The sequence below is a fragment of the Actinacidiphila sp. bgisy145 genome, from assembly GCF_057708125.1.
Window position 1 is genome coordinate 77,741 of record NZ_JBYIRL010000008.1, and the last position, 17,983, is coordinate 95,723.

The window sequence follows — 17,983 nt, forward strand, 5'->3', positions numbered from 1 at the left end:
GCACGTACCGAGGAGGCCATTGCCGTGGGTCCTTATCGGTTCCCTGTACGGCAATGGCCTCCTCGTCACCTCTGCGGCCGGCCGGCGGGCGGCCGGCCGCGTACGGCCCTGGCGGACCGTCTGTCTTGCCCCGCGCGGCCGCCGGGCGGCCGTACGGACATCGGTGGCAGCCCGCGGCGGCCGAGTCGGTGTCTGCGGCCGGACCGGCGGGTGCCGGTGGGTGCGGACGTCAGACGCCGACGCGGAAGCGCGCGAAGGCCTTCAGGGTGACCCCGGCCTCGTCGAGCACCTTCTGCACGGTCTTCTTCGCGTCCTTGGCGAACGCCTGCTCCAGGACGACGTTCTCCTTGAAGAAGCCGTTGACCCGGCCTTCGACGATGCGCGGCAGGGCAGCGTCGGGCTTGCCCTCCTCGCGCGCGGTCGCCTCGGCGACGCGGCGCTCGTTGGCCACGGTCTCCTCGTCGATCTCGTCGCGGGTGAGGAACTTCGGGGCGAACGCGGCGATGTGCTGCGCGACGTCCTTGGCGGTCTGCGCGTCGGCCTTGTCCAGCTCGACCAGCACGCCGACCTGCGGGGGCAGGTCCGGGCTGGTGCGGTGCAGGTAGGAGGCGACGTAGCCGCCGGTGAACTGCGCGAAGCGGTCCAGCACGATCTTCTCGCCGAGGGTGGCATTGGCCTCGTCGACGAACGCCTGGACGGTCTGGCCGTCCTTGATCTCGGAGGCGAGCAGCGCACCGAGGTCGGCCGGCTTGGTGGCGGCGACGTGGGCGGCGATCGCGTCGGCGACGGCGACGAACTTGTCACCCTTGGCGACGAAGTCGGTCTCGCACTTCAGCTCGACGAGGACGCCCTCGGAGTTGTCGGCGGCGATGAGGGAGACGACGGCGCCGTTGGAGGCCGAGCGGCCCTCGCGCTTGGTGACGCCCTTCTGGCCCTTGACGCGGAGGATCTCGACGGCCTTGTCCAGGTCGCCTTCGGCCTCGGTGAGGGCGTTCTTGCAGTCCATCATGCCCGCGGCGGTGAGCTCGCGGAGCTTCTTGACGTCGGCGGCGGTGAAGTTCGCCATGGGTGTGAGTCTCTTCCCGGATGGTCGGTGGATCTACGGGTGAACGGCGGGGGCGCTCGGCCCCCGCCGTTGTCACGCGTGGTGCTGTTCCCGGACGCTCGCGTCCGCGGGCAGTCAGGCGCCGGTGGCGGCGTCGCCCTCGGTGGTGGCGGGCTTCTCGTCGGCCGGGGCGGCGGCGGGCGCCTCCTCCGCCGGGGCGGCGGCCTCGTCGGCCGGGGCGTCGGCAGAGGCGGGGGCCTCGGCGTCGGCCTTCTTCTCGCCCTCGAGCAGGTCGCGCTCCCACTCGGCGAGCGGCTCGGCGGCGCCTTCGGCCTTCTTGTCGCCGGTGGCGGCGCCGGAGCGGGCGATGAGGCCCTCGGCGACGGCGTCGGCGATCACGCGGGTGAGCAGCGTGACGGAGCGGATCGCGTCGTCGTTGCCCGGGATCTTGTAGTCGACCTCGTCGGGGTCGCAGTTGGTGTCGAGGATCGCGACGACCGGGATGCGGAGCTTGCGCGCCTCACCGACGGCGATGTGCTCCTTCTTGGTGTCCACGATCCAGACGGCGCTGGGCACCTTCTGCATCTCGCGGATACCGCCGAGGGTCTTCTCCAGCTTGTCCTTCTCACGGGAGAGGACGAGCAGTTCCTTCTTGGTGAGGCCGGAGGCGGCCACGTCCGCGAAGTCGATCTCCTCGAGCTCCTTCAGGCGCTGCAGGCGCTTGTAGACGGTCGAGAAGTTGGTGAGCATGCCGCCCAGCCAGCGCTGGTTGACGTAGGGCATGCCGACGCGGGACGCCTGCTCGGCGATGGCCTCCTGCGCCTGCTTCTTGGTGCCGACGAACATGATGGAGCCGCCGTGCGCGACGGTCTCCTTGACGAACTCGTAGGCGCGGTCGATGTACGACAGCGACTGGAGCAGGTCGATGATGTAGATGCCGTTGCGCTCGGTGAAGATGAAGCGCTTCATCTTCGGGTTCCAGCGGCGGGTCTGGTGCCCGAAGTGGACGCCGCTCTCCAGCAGCTCCCGCATCGTGACGACGGCCATGGCCGTACTCCTTGAGGTACTCGGTTACCGCGGCCGCCGGACGGTGGCCGCGCCTGACGTCCCGACGCGCCGTGCCACAGGGGACCGAGGGGCGCGGCCACCGCCCGTGACCATCAAGGTCCGGGGTTGGTGGCGGGGCGTGCGAAGTCGACCCGGTGACCCGGGTCGCCAGGGAAAGTGTACGGGACCGCCGGAGCCGCGGGCGACACCCGAGTTGTCCACAGGGTGCGGACCAAGATCATCGCGGGCGGGGCGCGGTGGGTCATCGTGGGGACATGGCGTACACGGCGGTGTGGTTGACGGTGGTGGCGGTGGTGCTGGCGGCGGGCGGAAGCGTGGCGGCCGGGGCCGAGGGCGGGGCGGGCACGGGAGTTGGGGACGGCGCCCGGGCCCGGGCATGGGAGGCGGCGGGTCCGGGGTCCGGGTCTGGAGCGGGGTCGACGGCGAGGTCGGGGTCGGCAGCGAGGTCGGGGTCGGGAGCGGGGTCGGGGTCGGCGGGCTGTACGGGACCGCCGGGTCCGGCGGCGCGGTGCTGGCCGGTGGTGGGGCCGGGGGCGCGGGGCCGCCCGCTGGTGCTGCGTGCGTTCGAGCCGCCGGCAACACCGTGGGCGGCCGGGCACCGCGGGGTCGATCTGGCGGCCGGGGCGGGGGCTTCGGTGCGGGCGGCCGCCGCGGGCGAGGTGGCGTTCGCCGGGCCGGTCGGGGGCGTCCCGGTGGTGGTCGTGGCGCTGACCGGCGGTCTGCGCACCACCTACGAACCGGTACGGGCCGCCGTCGCGGTGGGTGCGGCGGTGGAGGCCGGGGACCGGGTGGGCGAGGTTGCCGTAGGGCGGCTGCCGCACTGCCCGGAGGTGTGTGTGCACTGGGGGCTGCTGCGCGGGGACGTCTACCTCGACCCGCTCACCCTGCTCCCGCCGGTGCTGCGCCGGGCCGGGCCGTCCCGGTTGCTGCCGGTGGCGGGGGCGGGCGGCGGCGGGAAAGGGGTGAGCGGGCGGAAGGGGTGAGCGCGGCTGCCGGGCGGGCGGCGGACGCGGGCGGGCCGCGGAGTGGGGCGGTGGAGCGGTGGAGCGCGGGGCCGCGGAGCCGGGCGGGCCGCGCGGTGGCGGCCCGCCCGGGCCGGATCAGCTCAGCGGCAGTACGGCGGCCAGCTCGCGCCACTCCTCACGCGGCAGGGCGCCGTCGGGGCGCAGCACCTGGAGGGCCACGTGGTCGGCGCCGGCCTCGTGGTAGGCGGCGACGCGGGTGCGGACGTCGACGGTGTCGCCGATCGCGAACAGGGCCTCGAGCAGGGCGTTGCTGCCGCCGTCGGCGAAGTCCTCGTCGGTGAAGCCGAGCCGGCGCCAGTTGTTCACGTAGTTGGGCAGCTGGAGGTAGCCGGCGAGGGCGGCGCGCGCGGTCTGGCGGGCCCGGACGAGGTCGGAGTCGAGGACGACGCCCAGCTCGGGGGCGAGCAGCCGGTCCGGGCCGAGGGCGGCGCGGGCCTGTGCGACGTGCTCGACGGTGACCAGGTACGGGTGGGCGCCGGCGGAGCGGTCCGCGGCCAGCTTGAGCATGCGGGGGCCGAGGGCGGCGAGCACCCGCCGGGCGGGCGGCACGGGGACGGGTGCGGAGTCCAGGCCGTCGAGGAACTCGACCATCTTCGCGTACGGGTGCGCGTACCCCTCGGTGATCGGTGCGTGGCTGACACCGAGGCCGAGCAGGAACCGCTCGGCGGCGCCGGGCTCCAGCGCGGCGACGTCCCGGGCGACTTCCTCGGCGGGCTGGTTCCAGACGCTGAGGATGCCGGTGGCCAGGGTGATGCGGCGGGTCGCGGCGAGCAGCGGCACGGCGCGGGCCACCCGGGGCGAGCCGCCGAGCCAGATCGCGCCGTAGCCGAGTTCGTCCAGCTCCGCTGCCGCCGCGCGGTTCTCGTCCGGGGACTCGGCGTTGTCCTGGCTGAGCTGGAAGGCCCACACGCCGACCCGGCCGATGTTCTGCTGCGGTGTTCCTGGGGCTTGTGAAGTCATACCAGCGGCAACAGGGCGCTGTCGGCGGGCTATTCCGCGCTGTCCGCCGACCGGGTGACGCCGTGCAGGGCCATGGCGACGGCGGCCTCGACGATCTCGGTGGGCATCTCCGCCGCGCCCAGCTCGATCCGGCGGACCGCGGCGTCGACCACGCCTTGCAGCAGCATGGCGGTGAGCCGCGGCTCGGGGTGCCCCAGGCACGACAGAGCGGCCACCACCATGGCGACCAGGCCGCCGTGCGCGGCGCGGATCTTCTCCCGGGCGCCGGCGTCCAGCTCGCCGGCCGAGATCGCCACCACCGCGCGGTGCCTGCGGTCGCCGACCAGGGTGAGCTGGCTGCGGACGTACGCCTCGATCTTGTCCGCGGGGGTCTCGGCAGCCTGCATCGCGGCCTCGACCTCGGCGGCCCAGACCGGGAAGTCGACCGCGCACAGCTCCTCGACGACGGCGGCCCGCGAGCGGAAGTACTCGTAGACCGAGGAGCGGGCCAGTCCGGTCCGCTCGGCGAGCGCGGGGAAGGTGAGGGCATCGGTGCCGCCCTCGGACAGCAGGGTGCGGGCGGCGTCCAGCAGGGCGCGGCGCTGCATGGTCCGGTGCTCGGCCACCGAGGCCGCTCGAATTCTCGGCATTACTCCACTGTAGACAGTCCGGCTCAGCGTGCCTCCATGTCGGCGAGCTTCGCCCGGAGTTGGAGGACGGACTTGGTGTGGATCTGGCTGACCCGGCTCTCGGTGACGCCCAGTACCTGGCCGATCTCGGCGAGTGTGAGCCCCTCGTAGTAGTAGAGGGTGACCACGGTCTTCTCGCGTTCGGGCAGGGTGTTGACCGCGCGGGCGAGCAGGCGGCGCAGCTCGCGGTCCTCGGCGACGTCGGACGGGTTGTCCGCGCCGGTGTCCTCCAGGGTGTCGACCAGGCTGAGCCGGTCGCCGCCGTCGGCCCCGACGTGCAGCAGCTCTTCGAGGGCGACGACGTTGGCGAGCGACAGCGCGCTGAACACGCCGTGCAGCTCCTCCAGACCCACGCCCATCTCGGCGGCGACCTCGGGTTCGCTGGGGGTGCGGTGCAGCTTCGCCTCGAGCGTGGCATAGGCCCGCTCGACCGCGCGGGCCTTCTGCCGCACGGAGCGCGGAATCCAGTCCAGCGCCCGCAGTTCGTCGATCATGGCGCCGCGGATGCGGGTGATGGCGTAGGTCTCGAACTTGATCGCCCGGTCCGGGTCGAACTTCTCGATGGCGTCGATCAGGCCGAACACCCCGGAGGACACGAAGTCGGCCTGCTCCACGTTGGCGGGCAGCCCGACGCTGACCCGCCCGGCCACGTACTTGACCAGCGGCGAGTAGTGCAGGATCAGCTGCTCCCGCAGCCGCGCGTCCCCCGTGGACTTGTAGGTCCGCCACAGCGCGTCGAGCGAGGTGGGCGCGCCGGGCCGGGGGGTGGCCCGGGCGGTGGCCACGGCCGTCGCCTGTTCGGACCCGGGGGTGTGCTGGGGCATACGTTGTCGTGAGCCGTTCTGCCTTGGCGTGGGCGGGAGATCAAACCTCCGCGAGCGTAGCGTGACCATAGTGTCGCGGATTGCTACGGCATCCGTGTGGGACATGCGCAGATACGTTCCTCTACGGGTGCGGGCGGTCCGTGCGGGGCGCACGGGGGCGCACCGGACAGCGCGGGGGCATGAGGGCAATCATGCGCCGCCGGCCGCGGCCGCACCGTCCGCCCTGCGAACACCGCAGGTCAGCGAGGTTCCGTGTCACCTGATGGGGTGTCGGCCGCGTCAACCTGGCGACGTTTTCCGGCCGTCGCGCCCGGTACGGACCAACCGCCAGCGCCCGCACTCGCGTACGACGAACCCGAGTGCCCGCAACTCGTGGAGCCGGCCGAGCGTGTCGGCCGCCGAGAGGCCGAGCAGGTCGGCGAGGTCCTGCTCCGCCGCGTCGCCGCGGCCGGGCATCGCCTCCAGCACCCGGGCCGCCGCCGGGCGCAGCAGGTCCCGGGGCAGCACCGGGCCCTGCCGGGCCGGGGCGAGGTCGGCGCCGATCTCCCCTACCAGTTCGACGACTTCGGCCGCGTCGGTGACCATCTGCGCGCCGCCGCGCAGCAGTTCGTGCACCCCTTCCGACATGCTGCTGGTGCAGGGCCCGGGGACACCTGTTCCGGCGGGCACCGCTTCTTCCTGGATATCGGCGTCGGTCAGGACGCGCGGGTCCACGCGGCCCTCCACCCGGAACGGCGGCACCAGGTTGAGTTCAGGCACAGGGCGATAGCCGGGCCCCTCGGTCGGCAGGGCCGCCATGATGTCGTCCCACGTCCCGCAGTTTCGCCACGTCTTGTATCGGGAGTGGATGCCCTTCCACAGCCCGAACCGCTCGGGCAGGTCCTCCCAGCGGCACCCGGTGCGCGCCTTATAGAACATCGCATCGAGCATGAGGCGACCCGGCCGGAGCTTGTGGTTCGGCGGCTCCCACGCCTTGACGACCGGTTCGGCTGCGGCCCACTCGGCGTCGGTCAGCTCGCCGGGCACCTTGCGCTCTGCGGCCTTGAACCACTCCGCCAGCGAGCACACGAGCCCGAGCTTGGGCATGGGAATCGGTCCGGTGATCGTGACCCGCACATCCAGCAGGGCCAGCACCTCGGCTTGATGTGCGGGGTCCATGTCGGCCAGCCGGGTGCGCGCCATCGTCGCCAGCGCTTCGAGGTCGCGGGCACGCTGGGCGGTGGCCTCGGTCTCCTCCAGCCACGAGGCGGCCTCGTCGCGCAGGTCGGTGAGCTGTCGGCGCTCCTCTACAAGGGACGCTGTCACCTGGGCCACGGCCGACGCTGGCAACCCCGCCTTGGCGTACTCCTTGATGGTGGTCGTGATGGCCGTGTCCAGGTTCGCAATCTGGCAGTCGAAATCGGCGATCCGGTCGACGTGCTGGACCTGGTCACCCTCAGCCATGCCGACCCACTCAGCCGCCATCGCTTTTAGGCGGTCGGGGTCGCCCAGCAGGTTGACGACCTCGCCCCAGACGGCCGACTCCATCGCGTCGGCGTCGACCATCTTGCAGGTGCAGACATCGTCCCCCGGGTACTTCGAGGCGAGGCCGGAACAGCGGTACCAGCGACCTGCCCGGCCGGACCGCTTCATGCCGACGTGATGCGCGTTGCACCCGGTGTGCTCGTTGAACAGTCGCTTCGACAGCGGGTAAGGCTGAGGCTTCGGCCGACCGACGCCCTTGGACGTCCGGCCGAGGGCTGCGGTGAGGGCGGCCACCTCGTCCGGCGTGAAGATCGGGTCAAGCTTGATGATCACGGTCTCGCCGTTGAGCGGCTTGCCGTCCCGGCCGAACTTCGCGCCGTGTCCGGCATGGGTGCGGTTCGGGTTCCGGAAGATCACGCGGGCATTGGTGGTGGACTCGCTGAGGAGCTTTGCCCGTAGGTTCGAGTGCGACCAGGGGACGCCCGAGCGCGTCAGGTGGCCCTCAGCGTTCAGGCGAGCGGCCAGGGCGCGCGTGTTGGCGATGCCGTCTTCAACGACGAGCTTGAAGACCAGCCGCAGAATCTTGACCTCGGCCGCGCACTGCACGAGGTGCGACTTACCTTTCTGACCCTGGCAAGCGATCTCGTACCCGTAGGGCGGCTGACCGCCGGGCCACCCCCCGTCCTCGGCCTTCTCCTGCAACCCGCCCTGGGTGCGCTCGCGGATGGTCTCCCATTCGGTCTCGGCGTAGTCGGCGTCACGGCGCATCTTCTTGCGCCCCTCGACCGTGGTGTTGTCGTAGTCGTCCTGGACAACGCCCACGCAGATGCCCATGTCTTCGAGTTCCCAGACCCACCGCCAGAAGGCACGACCAGTGCGCCCAATAGCGCGGCCCTCGCTCACGACGACGATGTCGAAGGGCTTCGGCTTGCGGCGCGCGTCGGCCATCAGCCGCTTGAGGTCTTCGCGGTCGGCGGCCTCCAGGGAGCCGCTGATGCCCTCGTCGGTGTAGGTGCCGACGTGGTCCCAGTCCTTGCGCCCGATGTACCGGGTGATCTTCTTCAGGGCGGCCTGAACGCCGTACCCCTTGGCCTGCTCCTCGGTCGAGACACGGGCATAGGCGACCGCCCGCAACCGGGTCGTCTGGGTCACCCGCTCAACGACGCCCATAGCGATGTCGAGGGCGTCTGTGCTTCGCTGGTTCACGCCGGGTTCCTCTATCTCTCAGCATTGCGGCCCGGTCGGGGGTGCCACCCCGACCGGGCTCGTTCGTCAGCGGGTGAAGTCGGCCGTGCAGTCGGCCCAGATGAAATCGCCGGATGCCTCGTCCACGGCCACCTCGCGCACCCTGAGTTCGTGGGTCTCGGGCATGTCCTGCTGCGCCTTGTCGGCAAGCTGGCGGATCGTGTCGGCGCTGCTGCTCTGGGCGGTGACCATGCGGCCCTGCGGGTTGCGGTACTGGATCTTGAACACTGGGGCTCCTCTCGGGAGCCGGGCGGCCTTGCCGACCGCCCGGCGGTGCGGGTCGGTCAGGCGGCGGGCTGGAACTTGAGGGTGCGGCGCTCCTTGCCCTTGACCTCGTAGACGAAGTGGTCGCCGTCCATGTGGCCGGTGAAGGTGGCGCGGCCGACCTTGGCCGTGACCTTCTTCGGGGCCTTGGCCTTGGGGGCGGCCTTGCGGGCTGCGCGGGCTGCGGCGCGCTCGGCCTTCTCGGCGGCTTTGATCTCGGCGCGCTTCACCCCGGCGGCGACCATGTGGCCGAAGGCGTAGCGGGCGGCGTGCTGCTCGGCGCTGGCGGAGGTGGCCACCCCGCCCTCGTTCCGGCGGACGTCGTGCCCGGCCGCGCCGTGCTTGATGAGGAAGGACTTCAGCTTGGCGTCGTGTCCGGGAGCGAACTGGCGCTTGGTCGTGGCCACGCAACCGGTGGTGAAGACCTCGTAATCGCCCGTCTCCAGGTCGGTTTCCGTGAGGTCGGCCGGGAGGGCGTCGTACGCGGCGCACTCGCAGGGGTGCAGCTCGTCGGCGGTGGTCTCGGCCTGGGCGGTCTTCGCGGTCTTGGCGGCCATTTCGTACTCCCTGAATTCCCCGAATTCCGGCCGTTCCGGAATTACAGGAATAGCAAATCATGGGAATTGAGTGCCGCACAATTTCTGAAATTTAGCCGAATCTAAAAGGGTGGGCGGAATAGGCGTGACCACGCCTGTTTACGCACCGCCAATCACGGGCCGTGACCGGGTCTCGGACGAATGGAACTGGAACCGGAACTGGAACTGGGGAGACCCCCCTACCGGGGCCCCGTGCCCGGCCAGAGGGGGTGTCCGGGGGCTGTGTTCCAGTTCCAGTTCCAGTTCCATTTGCGGCCGGGGAAAGCCGCCGGGTTCATCGGCCGTAGTAGTCGCGATTCGACCCGACGTCCCACATCTGCTCGTTGCGGCGGGGCTCGCGAATTCGCTTGATGTCGTCGGCGTGGTAGTTCTCGAACATCGGCTTCAGGTCCTCGGCCGACTGCGCGACCTTCATGACCCCGGCGTGCACGCCCTTGATCAGGTCAACGATCGCGGGGTCCATCGGGGTGTCCCCTTCCTGGACCTGGCGGGTCATGTGGTGAATGGACTTGGCCAGGTTCTGGAGGAACTCGGGCATCTGCGCGAAGTCGTTGCCGATCTCCATCATGCCCTCGGGGTGGTACATCGCCGACGAGCCGACCAGTTCCCTGGACGCCTCGATGATGCGTGCTGTCATGTCGACTCCTGCTGTCACGTCTCGTGATGATCAATTACGGGAAGTAAGGCCGGCGACGGGTTGAGGGTTGACCTCGCGCGAGGGCGTTGGGGCCACCCCGCTGCCGCCGACCCCCTGGGTTCACGGCCGGGGTCTGGGGGGATCTGGCCGGACCTGGCTTGCGTGGTCGTCAAGGTCGGCAGACCCCGGCTTGCCGGATCGTCAAGATGGGGGCGGATCTGGCTTGCTGGATCGTCAAAGTCGGCCCGATCGGATCGAGACCCGGGCCGGACCTCAACGCCCGGAGCCAGATCCGGAGTTGCGTGGTCGTCAAGGTCCGGGCCCCTCGCTGGCGGACCCGGCCGGATCTGCGGGCGGACCGAGGAGCGTCACCCGGAAGAGGAGGGCTGACGCCCGTTCCGCGCACCGATCTGGCTGCGGCTCCCGGCGGCTCTCCCTGGATCTCTCCGGGGCTGGCCGGGCCCGTGGGCCCCCGGCGGGACGGGAGGCCGTCCGTGCCCCCGTCCCGCCCCGGGACGACCTACCGCCCGCCCCGGACCCGGCTGGCCGGACGGGTCTCGTCCACGATCTCGGTGCGTCCGCCCTCGTAGGTCCGGATCAGGTCGCCGGTCACCGGGTGGCGGTGCTCGCTGTAGGACCGAGCGACCTGGAGGGCGTGCAGGTTCTCGCGCCCGATCCCGGCGGTCTTGCGGATCTCGGCGGCCTGGTCCTCGGACATCGAGCCGTCCCCGTGGACCGACTTGCCCCGGACCACCGCGTGGTCCAGCGGGCCCCGCTCGTCCCGGTGGTGGAACGCGCCGGGCGACCCCGGGCGCATGGCCCGGATCTCGTCCACGCTGGGGCCGTCCGGGGTCATCGGCCCCTGCACGATCTCGCCGTATTCACGACTCATCTTGATTCGCCTCCTGCTTGATGATTTCGGCAGCCTCGGGGCTGTCGAACGGAACGCTGTATTGCGCCTCGAAGCCGTCGCGGACCGCGCGCATCTGATCGCGCAGTTCCATCAAGGCGTCCTTGACCTCTTCGGCCGATTCCCGCTCGCTGATCTCGGGGGTCATGCGCTGGGCGGCCTGGGTGAGATCACCGATCGCCTTGGAGGCGAACGCGTAATCCCGGTGAGTGCGGGCGGTGCGCAACAGCATTCGGGCCACCGCGATGTCCTCGTGCAGGCCGAGGGCGATTCCGGCTTGCGCCTTCTTCAGCTCGGCAATGCGCGCCTTCAACGCCACCTCGACTTTTCTGCCGTCGAAGCTGATGCCGTTCGCCTCAGCGATTCGGGAAACTGACGCGGTGGAAATTCCTGTGCGGCGTGAAATTTCATTTCGCCCCATACCTTGCTGGGCGAGCACAACAACCATCTCCGCGCGACCCTGTACCGGTACGTTGTCGGCGGCCACTTCCATGCCGGTGCTGACTTCGTTGCCGATACTTTCCGGCGTTTCGCCGTCGAACTTAGGCACTTGCACCCCCCAGGCTCAGCCCCGGGTCTCCCGGCTCCCAGTCGGCCACCCAACCCGCGATCTTCTTGAGGTCAGCCAGCGCTTCCGGCGTCGTGCACCGGTCGGCCATTTCGACCAGCTCGCGCATGTAGGCCACTTTGCGCGCGTCCAGTTCCCTCCCCTTGACCAGAATCGCGTCTTCACCCGGCAGGGTCAGGGTCAGCGGTGCGGAGCCGTGGTCGTCCACGTCCCACCCCTCAACCGGCGTGACCCTCTGCTCTCCGAGGTGTTTGCCGACGAGCCACGTCCCGGGGTCCGCTTCCATTCGCGTCACGATTCCTCCTCCGGGAAAGCCTTGGCCACCAGCTTGTGCACCAGGCAGTAACGTCGGCGTCCTTTCAGGTCCGTCACCCGGACCTGGGGAAGCCCGCTGAATTTCTCGGGCCTCTGCGCGAGTTTCTGCCCCCTGGCCACCTCGCTCTTGCTCCGCACTTCCCCGAAGTTCGACACCTCGTAGATCGGCCGGAGCCCCGGCACCTTGCGCCATTCCTCGGTGATGACTCGCTGGCTCACGCGGACCCTCCAGTTTTGGACCACGTGGCCACCTGCGCCCACGCCTCGTCACGGCTCATCTGGCAAAGCGCACCGACGTTTTCGGGGCTCGTGTCGACTCCGCGCAGTTCGGCCAGCTCCGCCGTAACGCCCTCGGTGGTGACGGTCCAGCTCTTGACCCTCACGGGTACCTCGCCGGTCGGCGTCTTGACCATTGCCCACCAGGGCTGGCCACCTGTCGGCACGAACTCGAATTCGTCACTCATTCCGTCACCTCCTCTTTCACCAAGTCGTCAATCGTGCAGTTCATGAAAGCAGCGATTTTGGTGAGGCTCTGCACGTTGGGCCTGAAATAACCACGTTCCCAACGCCCGATCACTACGTGCGTCGTGCCGAGTTCTTTGGCCACCGCCCGCTGCGAGATACCCAGACCCTCACGGAACCGCCGCAACTTCTGTCCGGCGTCCATATCCCTATGGAATCAGGTGTGATACCAGGGGCGGTATACCGGTTGCCCAAGGTGCAAATTGCTCGCACGGCAATTGGTCTTCTCGGAAGCGTCCGCCAGATTTTCAATGGTCTTGGTCACGGATGAGAAGGCGGGAAGTCCTGGGTCCACCACTTCCCCACCGCTCTCGGTGGACCGCCGGGGAATGTGAGCCCCGACCATTCCGCTCCCGGCGGTGGTCGGGGCTCACTGGTATTTCCTGGCCACCCGCGCGCGATTTTTAATGGTCGGGCCGCTGTACGGCCTGACGAAGCCCCCTCCCACCGGCTGAGGAACCGGTTCGAGGGGGCTTCGTCGTGTTGGCGGCAAGGTGCTCGCCGGCCTAACTCGTCGTGATTGGCTGTCACGAGTCGTTATTGCGGCCCACCTGGGCTTTCTGCCGGGCCACCTGCCGCCGCGCCCTGGTGTCGTCCCGGCCTCCGGTGGTATCTCCCGTGGCCTCGTCCGGTGCCTGCGGCCCTCGTGCCCGGGGCGGTCCTCCGTGGTCTCCCGTGGGCCTTCTCGGGCCTCGGCCCTCTCGACCCGGCCTGGTGGGGTGGTGGGGGGATGGTGGGATCTGGTGGGGGTCTCTACGCCCTCCCCCACAGCCGGACTTCTCTACCTCTCCAGACCCCCCCACCAGATCCCACCAATCCCACCAGGGAGATACTCCGTAGCCGGTCAGAGGGGGTGTGGTCCTGGTTGGATATCCCACCAGGACCCCCACCAGAAATCCCACCAGGCTAGTTCTCGGTCTTCTCGACCCAGTAGTTGTTGGACCCGGCACGCTTGGCCGACCTCAGCACGAGGCCATTCGACCAAACCTTGTCGATCTTTCCTGCGAGGATGTCACCGGCCTTGCGGATGTCCTGATGGTCAGAAGTCGTGGGCAGCATGAACGCCCCGTCCCAACCGTCGTGCTCGCCGTTGTCGATGTGGTCCTTGATGAGCTGGCCGACCTTCAGCCGCTTGGTGCCGTACTTCTCGAACCACGCCGACAGGAACGGCACCCAGTGGTCTGCCTCGGCGCTTGCCCCCGGGTCGTAGTTGTCCATGAATCCCTCAATACCGAGGAAGTCCAGGAATCCGGCGGTCGGCCGCGACCACCAGCCGTACGAACCGCGCATCGCCGGAGTGGCCTCGTCGGCTCCGCCGACAATCCACGCGCGCCACAGGACGAGGCAGCACCAAATGAACTTGGCACGGTTCCGGCGATTGCGCTTGAAGAACGATTCGAGGTCGCCGAGGGCGAAGTGGTCCCGCATCGCCGGATTCGCCATCTTGGCGTCAAGCCTGATGTCGAAGAACCGTCGCCGGTTGTCGTCGCTCAGCCGGGTGCCGTTTCCGGTGAGCACCCAGAACACGTCATTGATCATCCGAATGTTCTTCGTCTGACCGAGGAGACGAGCGTCCGGGGTGCCGCTGGTGAGGAAGTTCGCCAGCGTCGTGTTCTTGACCATGTAGCCGTCCGGGACGTTGTCCAGGATGACCACCGCGCCGCTCTTGTTGTAGAGCGAGGAAATGACCGTCTTGGAAAGCTCGGTCTCGTCGGGTCGGTAGTCGGTCATCGTGCCGCCGGACGTCCAGCGGACGACATTTGCCAGGTACGACTTTCCGGTGCCCTGAGAACCAGCGGTGATGTTTGCGCCCGGAGTCGGCTGGACTCCCCCGTCGCTGGCACCTTCGAGGAAGCGGCGACCGACGGCGTGGGTGGCGTAGGCGAAGGCATTCGCCCGGTCGGCCTGGCTGGCGTACGGGAACCCGCCCAAGACCTGGTTGTGAACGAAGTCGAAGGCGTAATCGACCTCGTCTCGCGTCGGCCGCTCCGGCACCTCGTCGAACTCACACATCGGGTCGAAGTACATGCCGCTGGAAGCGTCGTATCCGGCCTCGTTGAGGACGGTCCCGTCCGTCCGAAGGATCGGCACTCGGGTGATGCCGCGCAGCGGCGGGACGCCCGGCCACGACCTGTTGCCGAGGACCGTCCGCAAGGTCTCCTGCCGAGGCTGCTTCGGGCGCATCTTGTATTCGCCCGTGTCCTCGTCCTTGATCTCCTGGTAGAAGAAGATGTGATCGGCGACCTCGTTACCGAAGGCGTCGTTCGTGAAAGGCGCGACCGCCTTTTGTGACTCGCCCTGCGGAAGCTCAACGTTCCCGTAGTCGTCGTACAGCTTGACCAGTTGGCCGTTCTGCACGTAGACATCGGGGATGGCTCCGTTGTTGAGGGCCGTCCGCAGATTGCGGATGTTGGATGCTCCGTCCTTCAACTGGATCGGATACCCCCATTCGGGATTGATGGGCTCGCGCGACTCGGCCGGAGGCTTTCCCTGCTCGCGCTCCCAGATCGAATCGGCGGTCTTCATGAAACGGTCCTTCTCGTGAGGCACCTCGGATCCGCTGTCGATCTCGCCCAGCTCGGCAAGGTAGGCGGGGTAGTCGGTGTGCTTCCGGGCGAGGTGTCCGGCGACCTGGGCGAGCCAGCCGTTACCCCGGGCGGGGTCGTCCGGCGGCACGGCGCGCAGCTCCGCCAGGGTGGCCGTGCGAGGGCGGCCAGCGGAGGCCCGGGACGGGGTACGGGAGGGCACGGAGGAGGTGGCCGGGTACTGGGCGGCCCCCTGGATCTCCGAGAGCCACGGAGGGGCCACGACGGGCTCAGCCGCGCTGACCACCTCGTAACGTCGCCCGTCGATCACCGACCCGGGCGCGACGATCAGCGAGCCCCGACCAGTCTTGATGTCGATGCCCGGGTAACGGCTCGGGTCGAGCGGTGCGCTCTTGAGAAGCCGGTCCGGGTCGGCCCGGTAGATGAAGTGGAGGCTGTCCGGACCTGACGCGGTGTGATGCGTCCGGGTGGCCGGAAGCTCGTGCTCGGCGGTCAGCTTCTCCAGGGACGCGGTACCGCCGTTCTTCGGGTCCACGTCCACGACGGTCCAGCCGTCCAGGGTCAGCGCGATGTTCCGCCAGCCGGTCGGCGTGAAGCTCCGCCACATCTCCTCGACCTCTTCGGCCGAGGTCATCGCGAGGTCGGGCCAGCCCTTGTAGACGGGCATCTTGCGGTTGGTCGGCATGGGCACGACGCCGAAGCCGAGTTGAGCGAAGTACGCGGCCCGGTCGGTGTCGTACTCGGGCACTTCGAGCCGGGCTTGCGCCAGCGCCAAATCTCGTGTTTCCGTGGTGGTGTTGGTCATCTGGAGGACCACTTTCTTGTTGGAGCCCCCGGGGTTGGTTTGGTCGGCCGCCCGGGGGCTCAGGCATGTTCGGGGTGGGGTTACTTCTGCGGCTGCTTGCCGAAGAGGAGACGGAGGAGCCGCTTACGCTCGGACTCCGTCATGGGGCGCGCGTCCTTGGCGATGTCCATCAGGCCGACACCAGCTCTCGGACCGGGACGGTGACGAAGGCGTCCATCGGCGCGTTGAGCGCGTCGGCGATGGCGGCCAGCACTTCGACCGGCGGCGTGGAGCGGCCGTTCTCGTACATCGACACGGACGTGATGCTGCGACCGAGTACGGCAGCCAACTGAACCTGGGTCACGCCACGGTCGCGCCGGATCTGGCGCAGGGCGTCAGGGCTGAATGTGCGTGCAGACATTGGGGTTCCCGTCTGAGGTGTGGCAGGACGTGCCGAACACGGCGGGAACCTCGGGCCGCACCGCCGAAGCGGGGCCCTGACCGGGGGCTATGCCGCCCGGCTGGTACCAGGAGAGCACGGGGGTTCAGCCCCCCGCAATTTGCGTATGGCGCAAGTGCCTGGAGGGTTGGCGACCCTCTGAGCGCCAGTAACGAGAAGTATTGAGATCGATTACGGGAAGTTAGGCCGGCGAGCACCCCGGGGTCTCAACATGACGCCCGGCCGTCCGGGACTCCGGCCTGCGGGCACGGGCATACCCAGCGGCGGCCTCCCGTGGGGTCTCCGGCGGCCTGGAGCCCCCGCCCGGGGCGTCCGGCCGTGCTCGCCAGCACGAGACCCCCGGAGATACCGTCCCGGGCCTCGGCCCAGGCGACCCGTCAACGGGCGTTCAGGGCCCGGCGGGCGGAACTGATGATGTTGTGGGCGTCAACCCCGTACACGGCCGATTCGCGCAAGGTCTTCCACGTCCGCAGGTACAGGGCGACGCTGTCGGCGTCGTCCAACCACAGTTCGGCGTGCCACGCCTCGGTGACCACCTGGCGGTCGTCATAAATCCAGAAGCCCAAGCCGGGCGGGACCTTCAAGGACGCGGTGAGCGGGACGATGCCGAGTTCCACGGTGTCCATGCCGATCACGCCCGTGAGGCGGTCGAGCTGGACCGCCAGCACCGAGGGTGAGCAGACCAGCGACCGCAGCACCGGTTCCCAGAGGATGACGTGGTATCGCCTGCCCCCGCTGTACAGAAGTTCCTGACGCTTCATCCGGGCACGAACGGCTTCTTCAACGTCACGCGGGGACCGGTGCAGCTCGACGGACCGGGTCAGCACGGCCCGCGCATAGTCGGGGGTCTGGAGGACGCCGACGACCCACGAGGATTCCCAGGTCCGGAGCACCTTCGAATTGGCTTGTGCCTCGTTGTGAGCGTCCTGCACGGGCTTATGTCCGCCGACGAGCTGACGCCGCCATGAGCGGATGTGCGACTCGAACCCCGCCAGCCTGGCCCGAAGCTCGTCGTACGACGCGACCTGACCGCAAGCGGTGGCCCACTGTTCGAGGTCTTCGGGGGTGGCCGTCTGCTTGCCAAGCTCCAGCTTCGAGACCTTCGAGTTGGGCCACCCGAGCTTGCGCGCCAGGGCCGTGCCGGTGAGCCGACCGTCAGGGCAGGACAAGCGAAGCTCCCGGAGTCGAACCCCGAGCGCTTCACGAGCCTGCTGATAGTCGGTACTCACCGGTTCACGCCTGCGCTACTCCTCCTTCGCGGCCAGCTCCGCCGCGAACTTCCGGAACGGGGTGGCGTGGTGCTGGGCCACGTCCCGCAGTCGGTTGTATTGGTTGACGCGCGCCGGTTCCGTGATCAGCTCGGCACCCGTCAGGTTGTCGTCGTCATCGAAGATGCACACGGCGACGATGTGTGAATCGAAGATCCAGAAATCCTCATCCGGCAGGTTGACGCGCTCGGCGTCCTCGCGCCACATGTTGCGTACGTCCTCGCCCAGGGCGGCGTTCTTCTCAGCGTGCGCGAGCAGATACCGCTGCCCCTCGGTCGGAGGGTTGTCCACGATGCGCACCCGGCCGACGTAGACGCCGTCCGCCGTCTTGGCCCGGATGCCCTGGCTCCACGGGGTGTCGAGGTCCCACGTCGGTGCCTCACCCCGAGCGAACTGCGCGTAGGTGTCCGTGGCCTCATCGACCGCGTAGCGCTTACGCATCTCCAGGTGCCACGCGCTGTGCTGGAAGTTCTCGAAGAGGCGGGCGAACTGCTGGGGGTTGAAGATGCGCGGTTCGGTGTCGCGGTCCTTCGGGCCGAAGTCGATCAGCGTGTTGCGGGGCATCACGATCGGGATCTCGTCCTCGTCGATGTGCTGGAGCTGCGCGAGGGCATCCGGGTCGGTGAGGCGTGGCCCGTGCACGATGACCTCGCCCGTGTCCAGGTCCTCATGAATCGCCGGGCAGCTACCTTCGCCGCTGCCCGTCCCGTTGAAGCGCAGTCGTCGGGCCATGACCAGATCCTTCCGCCGGGGGCTGATCACCCAAGCATTGCCCGGTGGAGGTCGCTCGACCACGGGTTCCGACCACCTTCGT

The 17,983-nt window shown here is 69.1% G+C and carries 20 protein-coding genes; 1 reads left to right on the forward strand and 19 read right to left on the reverse strand.

Annotated features, from left to right (window positions below):
• Positions 1 to 229: 229 nt before the first annotated feature.
• Both tsf and rpsB read right to left on the reverse strand, forming a co-directional pair.
• The gene (tsf, locus tag AC3ERT_RS09335; protein ID WP_335981531.1) at positions 230 to 1,066 is read right to left on the reverse strand and encodes a translation elongation factor Ts; all 837 of its coding nucleotides are present in this window, start codon (positions 1,064 to 1,066) and stop codon (positions 230 to 232) included.
• 114 nt (positions 1,067 to 1,180) lie between these two features.
• On the reverse strand, positions 1,181 to 2,092 hold the full coding sequence (rpsB, locus tag AC3ERT_RS09340; protein ID WP_335981532.1) for a 30S ribosomal protein S2: 912 nt from the start codon (positions 2,090 to 2,092) through the stop codon (positions 1,181 to 1,183).
• 539 nt (positions 2,093 to 2,631) lie between these two features.
• On the opposite strand from rpsB, the gene AC3ERT_RS09345 reads away from it, so the two are divergent.
• On the forward strand, positions 2,632 to 3,096 hold the full coding sequence (locus tag AC3ERT_RS09345; protein WP_435173597.1) for a peptidoglycan DD-metalloendopeptidase family protein: 465 nt from the start codon (positions 2,632 to 2,634) through the stop codon (positions 3,094 to 3,096).
• 117 nt (positions 3,097 to 3,213) lie between these two features.
• On the opposite strand, the gene AC3ERT_RS09350 is transcribed toward AC3ERT_RS09345, so the two are convergent.
• The 17 genes from AC3ERT_RS09350 to AC3ERT_RS09430 form a co-directional block, all read right to left on the reverse strand.
• Positions 3,214 to 4,098: an LLM class F420-dependent oxidoreductase gene (locus AC3ERT_RS09350; RefSeq protein ID WP_435130850.1), complete on the reverse strand. Its 885-nt coding sequence runs from the start codon at positions 4,096 to 4,098 to the stop codon at positions 3,214 to 3,216.
• A gap of 29 nt (positions 4,099 to 4,127) precedes the next feature.
• Entirely contained in the window at positions 4,128 to 4,685 is a 558-nt protein-coding gene (locus AC3ERT_RS09355) for a TetR/AcrR family transcriptional regulator (protein WP_335981633.1), read from the reverse strand.
• 65 nt (positions 4,686 to 4,750) lie between these two features.
• Positions 4,751 to 5,590: an RNA polymerase sigma factor WhiG gene (whiG, locus tag AC3ERT_RS09360; RefSeq protein WP_335981539.1), complete on the reverse strand. Its 840-nt coding sequence runs from the start codon at positions 5,588 to 5,590 to the stop codon at positions 4,751 to 4,753.
• Between the two features lie 279 nt (positions 5,591 to 5,869).
• Complete coding sequence (locus AC3ERT_RS09365) at positions 5,870 to 8,260, reverse strand: recombinase family protein (protein WP_435173598.1); 2,391 nt, start codon at positions 8,258 to 8,260, stop codon at positions 5,870 to 5,872.
• Between the two features lie 66 nt (positions 8,261 to 8,326).
• Positions 8,327 to 8,527: a hypothetical protein gene (locus tag AC3ERT_RS09370; RefSeq protein ID WP_435173599.1), complete on the reverse strand. Its 201-nt coding sequence runs from the start codon at positions 8,525 to 8,527 to the stop codon at positions 8,327 to 8,329.
• 56 nt (positions 8,528 to 8,583) lie between these two features.
• Positions 8,584 to 9,120, reverse strand: coding sequence for a hypothetical protein (locus AC3ERT_RS09375; RefSeq protein WP_435173600.1), 537 nt, complete (start codon positions 9,118 to 9,120; stop codon positions 8,584 to 8,586).
• Positions 9,121 to 9,433: 313 nt separating this feature from the next.
• Positions 9,434 to 9,796 (reverse strand): hypothetical protein, encoded by a 363-nt coding sequence (locus AC3ERT_RS09380; RefSeq protein ID WP_381019333.1) that lies wholly within the window; start codon positions 9,794 to 9,796, stop codon positions 9,434 to 9,436.
• Between the two features lie 520 nt (positions 9,797 to 10,316).
• A complete protein-coding gene (locus AC3ERT_RS09385) occupies positions 10,317 to 10,688 on the reverse strand; it encodes a hypothetical protein (RefSeq protein WP_435173601.1) in 372 nt (123 codons plus the stop codon).
• Positions 10,678 to 11,256, reverse strand: a complete 579-nt coding sequence (locus AC3ERT_RS09390) for a helix-turn-helix domain-containing protein (protein ID WP_435173602.1) — start codon at positions 11,254 to 11,256, stop codon at positions 10,678 to 10,680. The genes AC3ERT_RS09385 and AC3ERT_RS09390 overlap by 11 nt, the downstream gene beginning before the upstream one ends.
• Positions 11,249 to 11,569, reverse strand: a complete 321-nt coding sequence (locus tag AC3ERT_RS09395; protein ID WP_435173603.1) for a hypothetical protein — start codon at positions 11,567 to 11,569, stop codon at positions 11,249 to 11,251. Before AC3ERT_RS09395 ends, AC3ERT_RS09390 begins: the two co-directional genes overlap by 8 nt.
• The gene (locus AC3ERT_RS09400; RefSeq protein WP_381019325.1) at positions 11,566 to 11,808 is read right to left on the reverse strand and encodes an NUMOD4 domain-containing protein; all 243 of its coding nucleotides are present in this window, start codon (positions 11,806 to 11,808) and stop codon (positions 11,566 to 11,568) included. Before AC3ERT_RS09400 ends, AC3ERT_RS09395 begins: the two co-directional genes overlap by 4 nt.
• Complete coding sequence (locus tag AC3ERT_RS09405; protein WP_435173605.1) at positions 11,805 to 12,053, reverse strand: hypothetical protein; 249 nt, start codon at positions 12,051 to 12,053, stop codon at positions 11,805 to 11,807. The genes AC3ERT_RS09400 and AC3ERT_RS09405 overlap by 4 nt, the downstream gene beginning before the upstream one ends.
• Complete coding sequence (locus AC3ERT_RS09410) at positions 12,050 to 12,256, reverse strand: helix-turn-helix domain-containing protein (RefSeq protein WP_381019321.1); 207 nt, start codon at positions 12,254 to 12,256, stop codon at positions 12,050 to 12,052. The genes AC3ERT_RS09405 and AC3ERT_RS09410 overlap by 4 nt, the downstream gene beginning before the upstream one ends.
• A gap of 761 nt (positions 12,257 to 13,017) precedes the next feature.
• Positions 13,018 to 15,462 carry a bifunctional DNA primase/polymerase gene (locus AC3ERT_RS09415; RefSeq protein WP_435173606.1) on the reverse strand — a complete coding sequence of 815 codons (2,445 nt, stop codon included), beginning with the start codon at positions 15,460 to 15,462 and terminating at the stop codon, positions 13,018 to 13,020.
• 169 nt (positions 15,463 to 15,631) lie between these two features.
• Entirely contained in the window at positions 15,632 to 15,862 is a 231-nt protein-coding gene (locus AC3ERT_RS09420) for a helix-turn-helix domain-containing protein (protein ID WP_435173607.1), read from the reverse strand.
• Positions 15,863 to 16,278: 416 nt separating this feature from the next.
• Positions 16,279 to 17,130: a helix-turn-helix domain-containing protein gene (locus AC3ERT_RS09425; RefSeq protein WP_435173608.1), complete on the reverse strand. Its 852-nt coding sequence runs from the start codon at positions 17,128 to 17,130 to the stop codon at positions 16,279 to 16,281.
• 15 nt (positions 17,131 to 17,145) lie between these two features.
• On the reverse strand, positions 17,146 to 17,901 hold the full coding sequence (locus tag AC3ERT_RS09430; RefSeq protein ID WP_435173609.1) for a DUF6879 family protein: 756 nt from the start codon (positions 17,899 to 17,901) through the stop codon (positions 17,146 to 17,148).
• Positions 17,902 to 17,983: the final 82 nt, after the last annotated feature.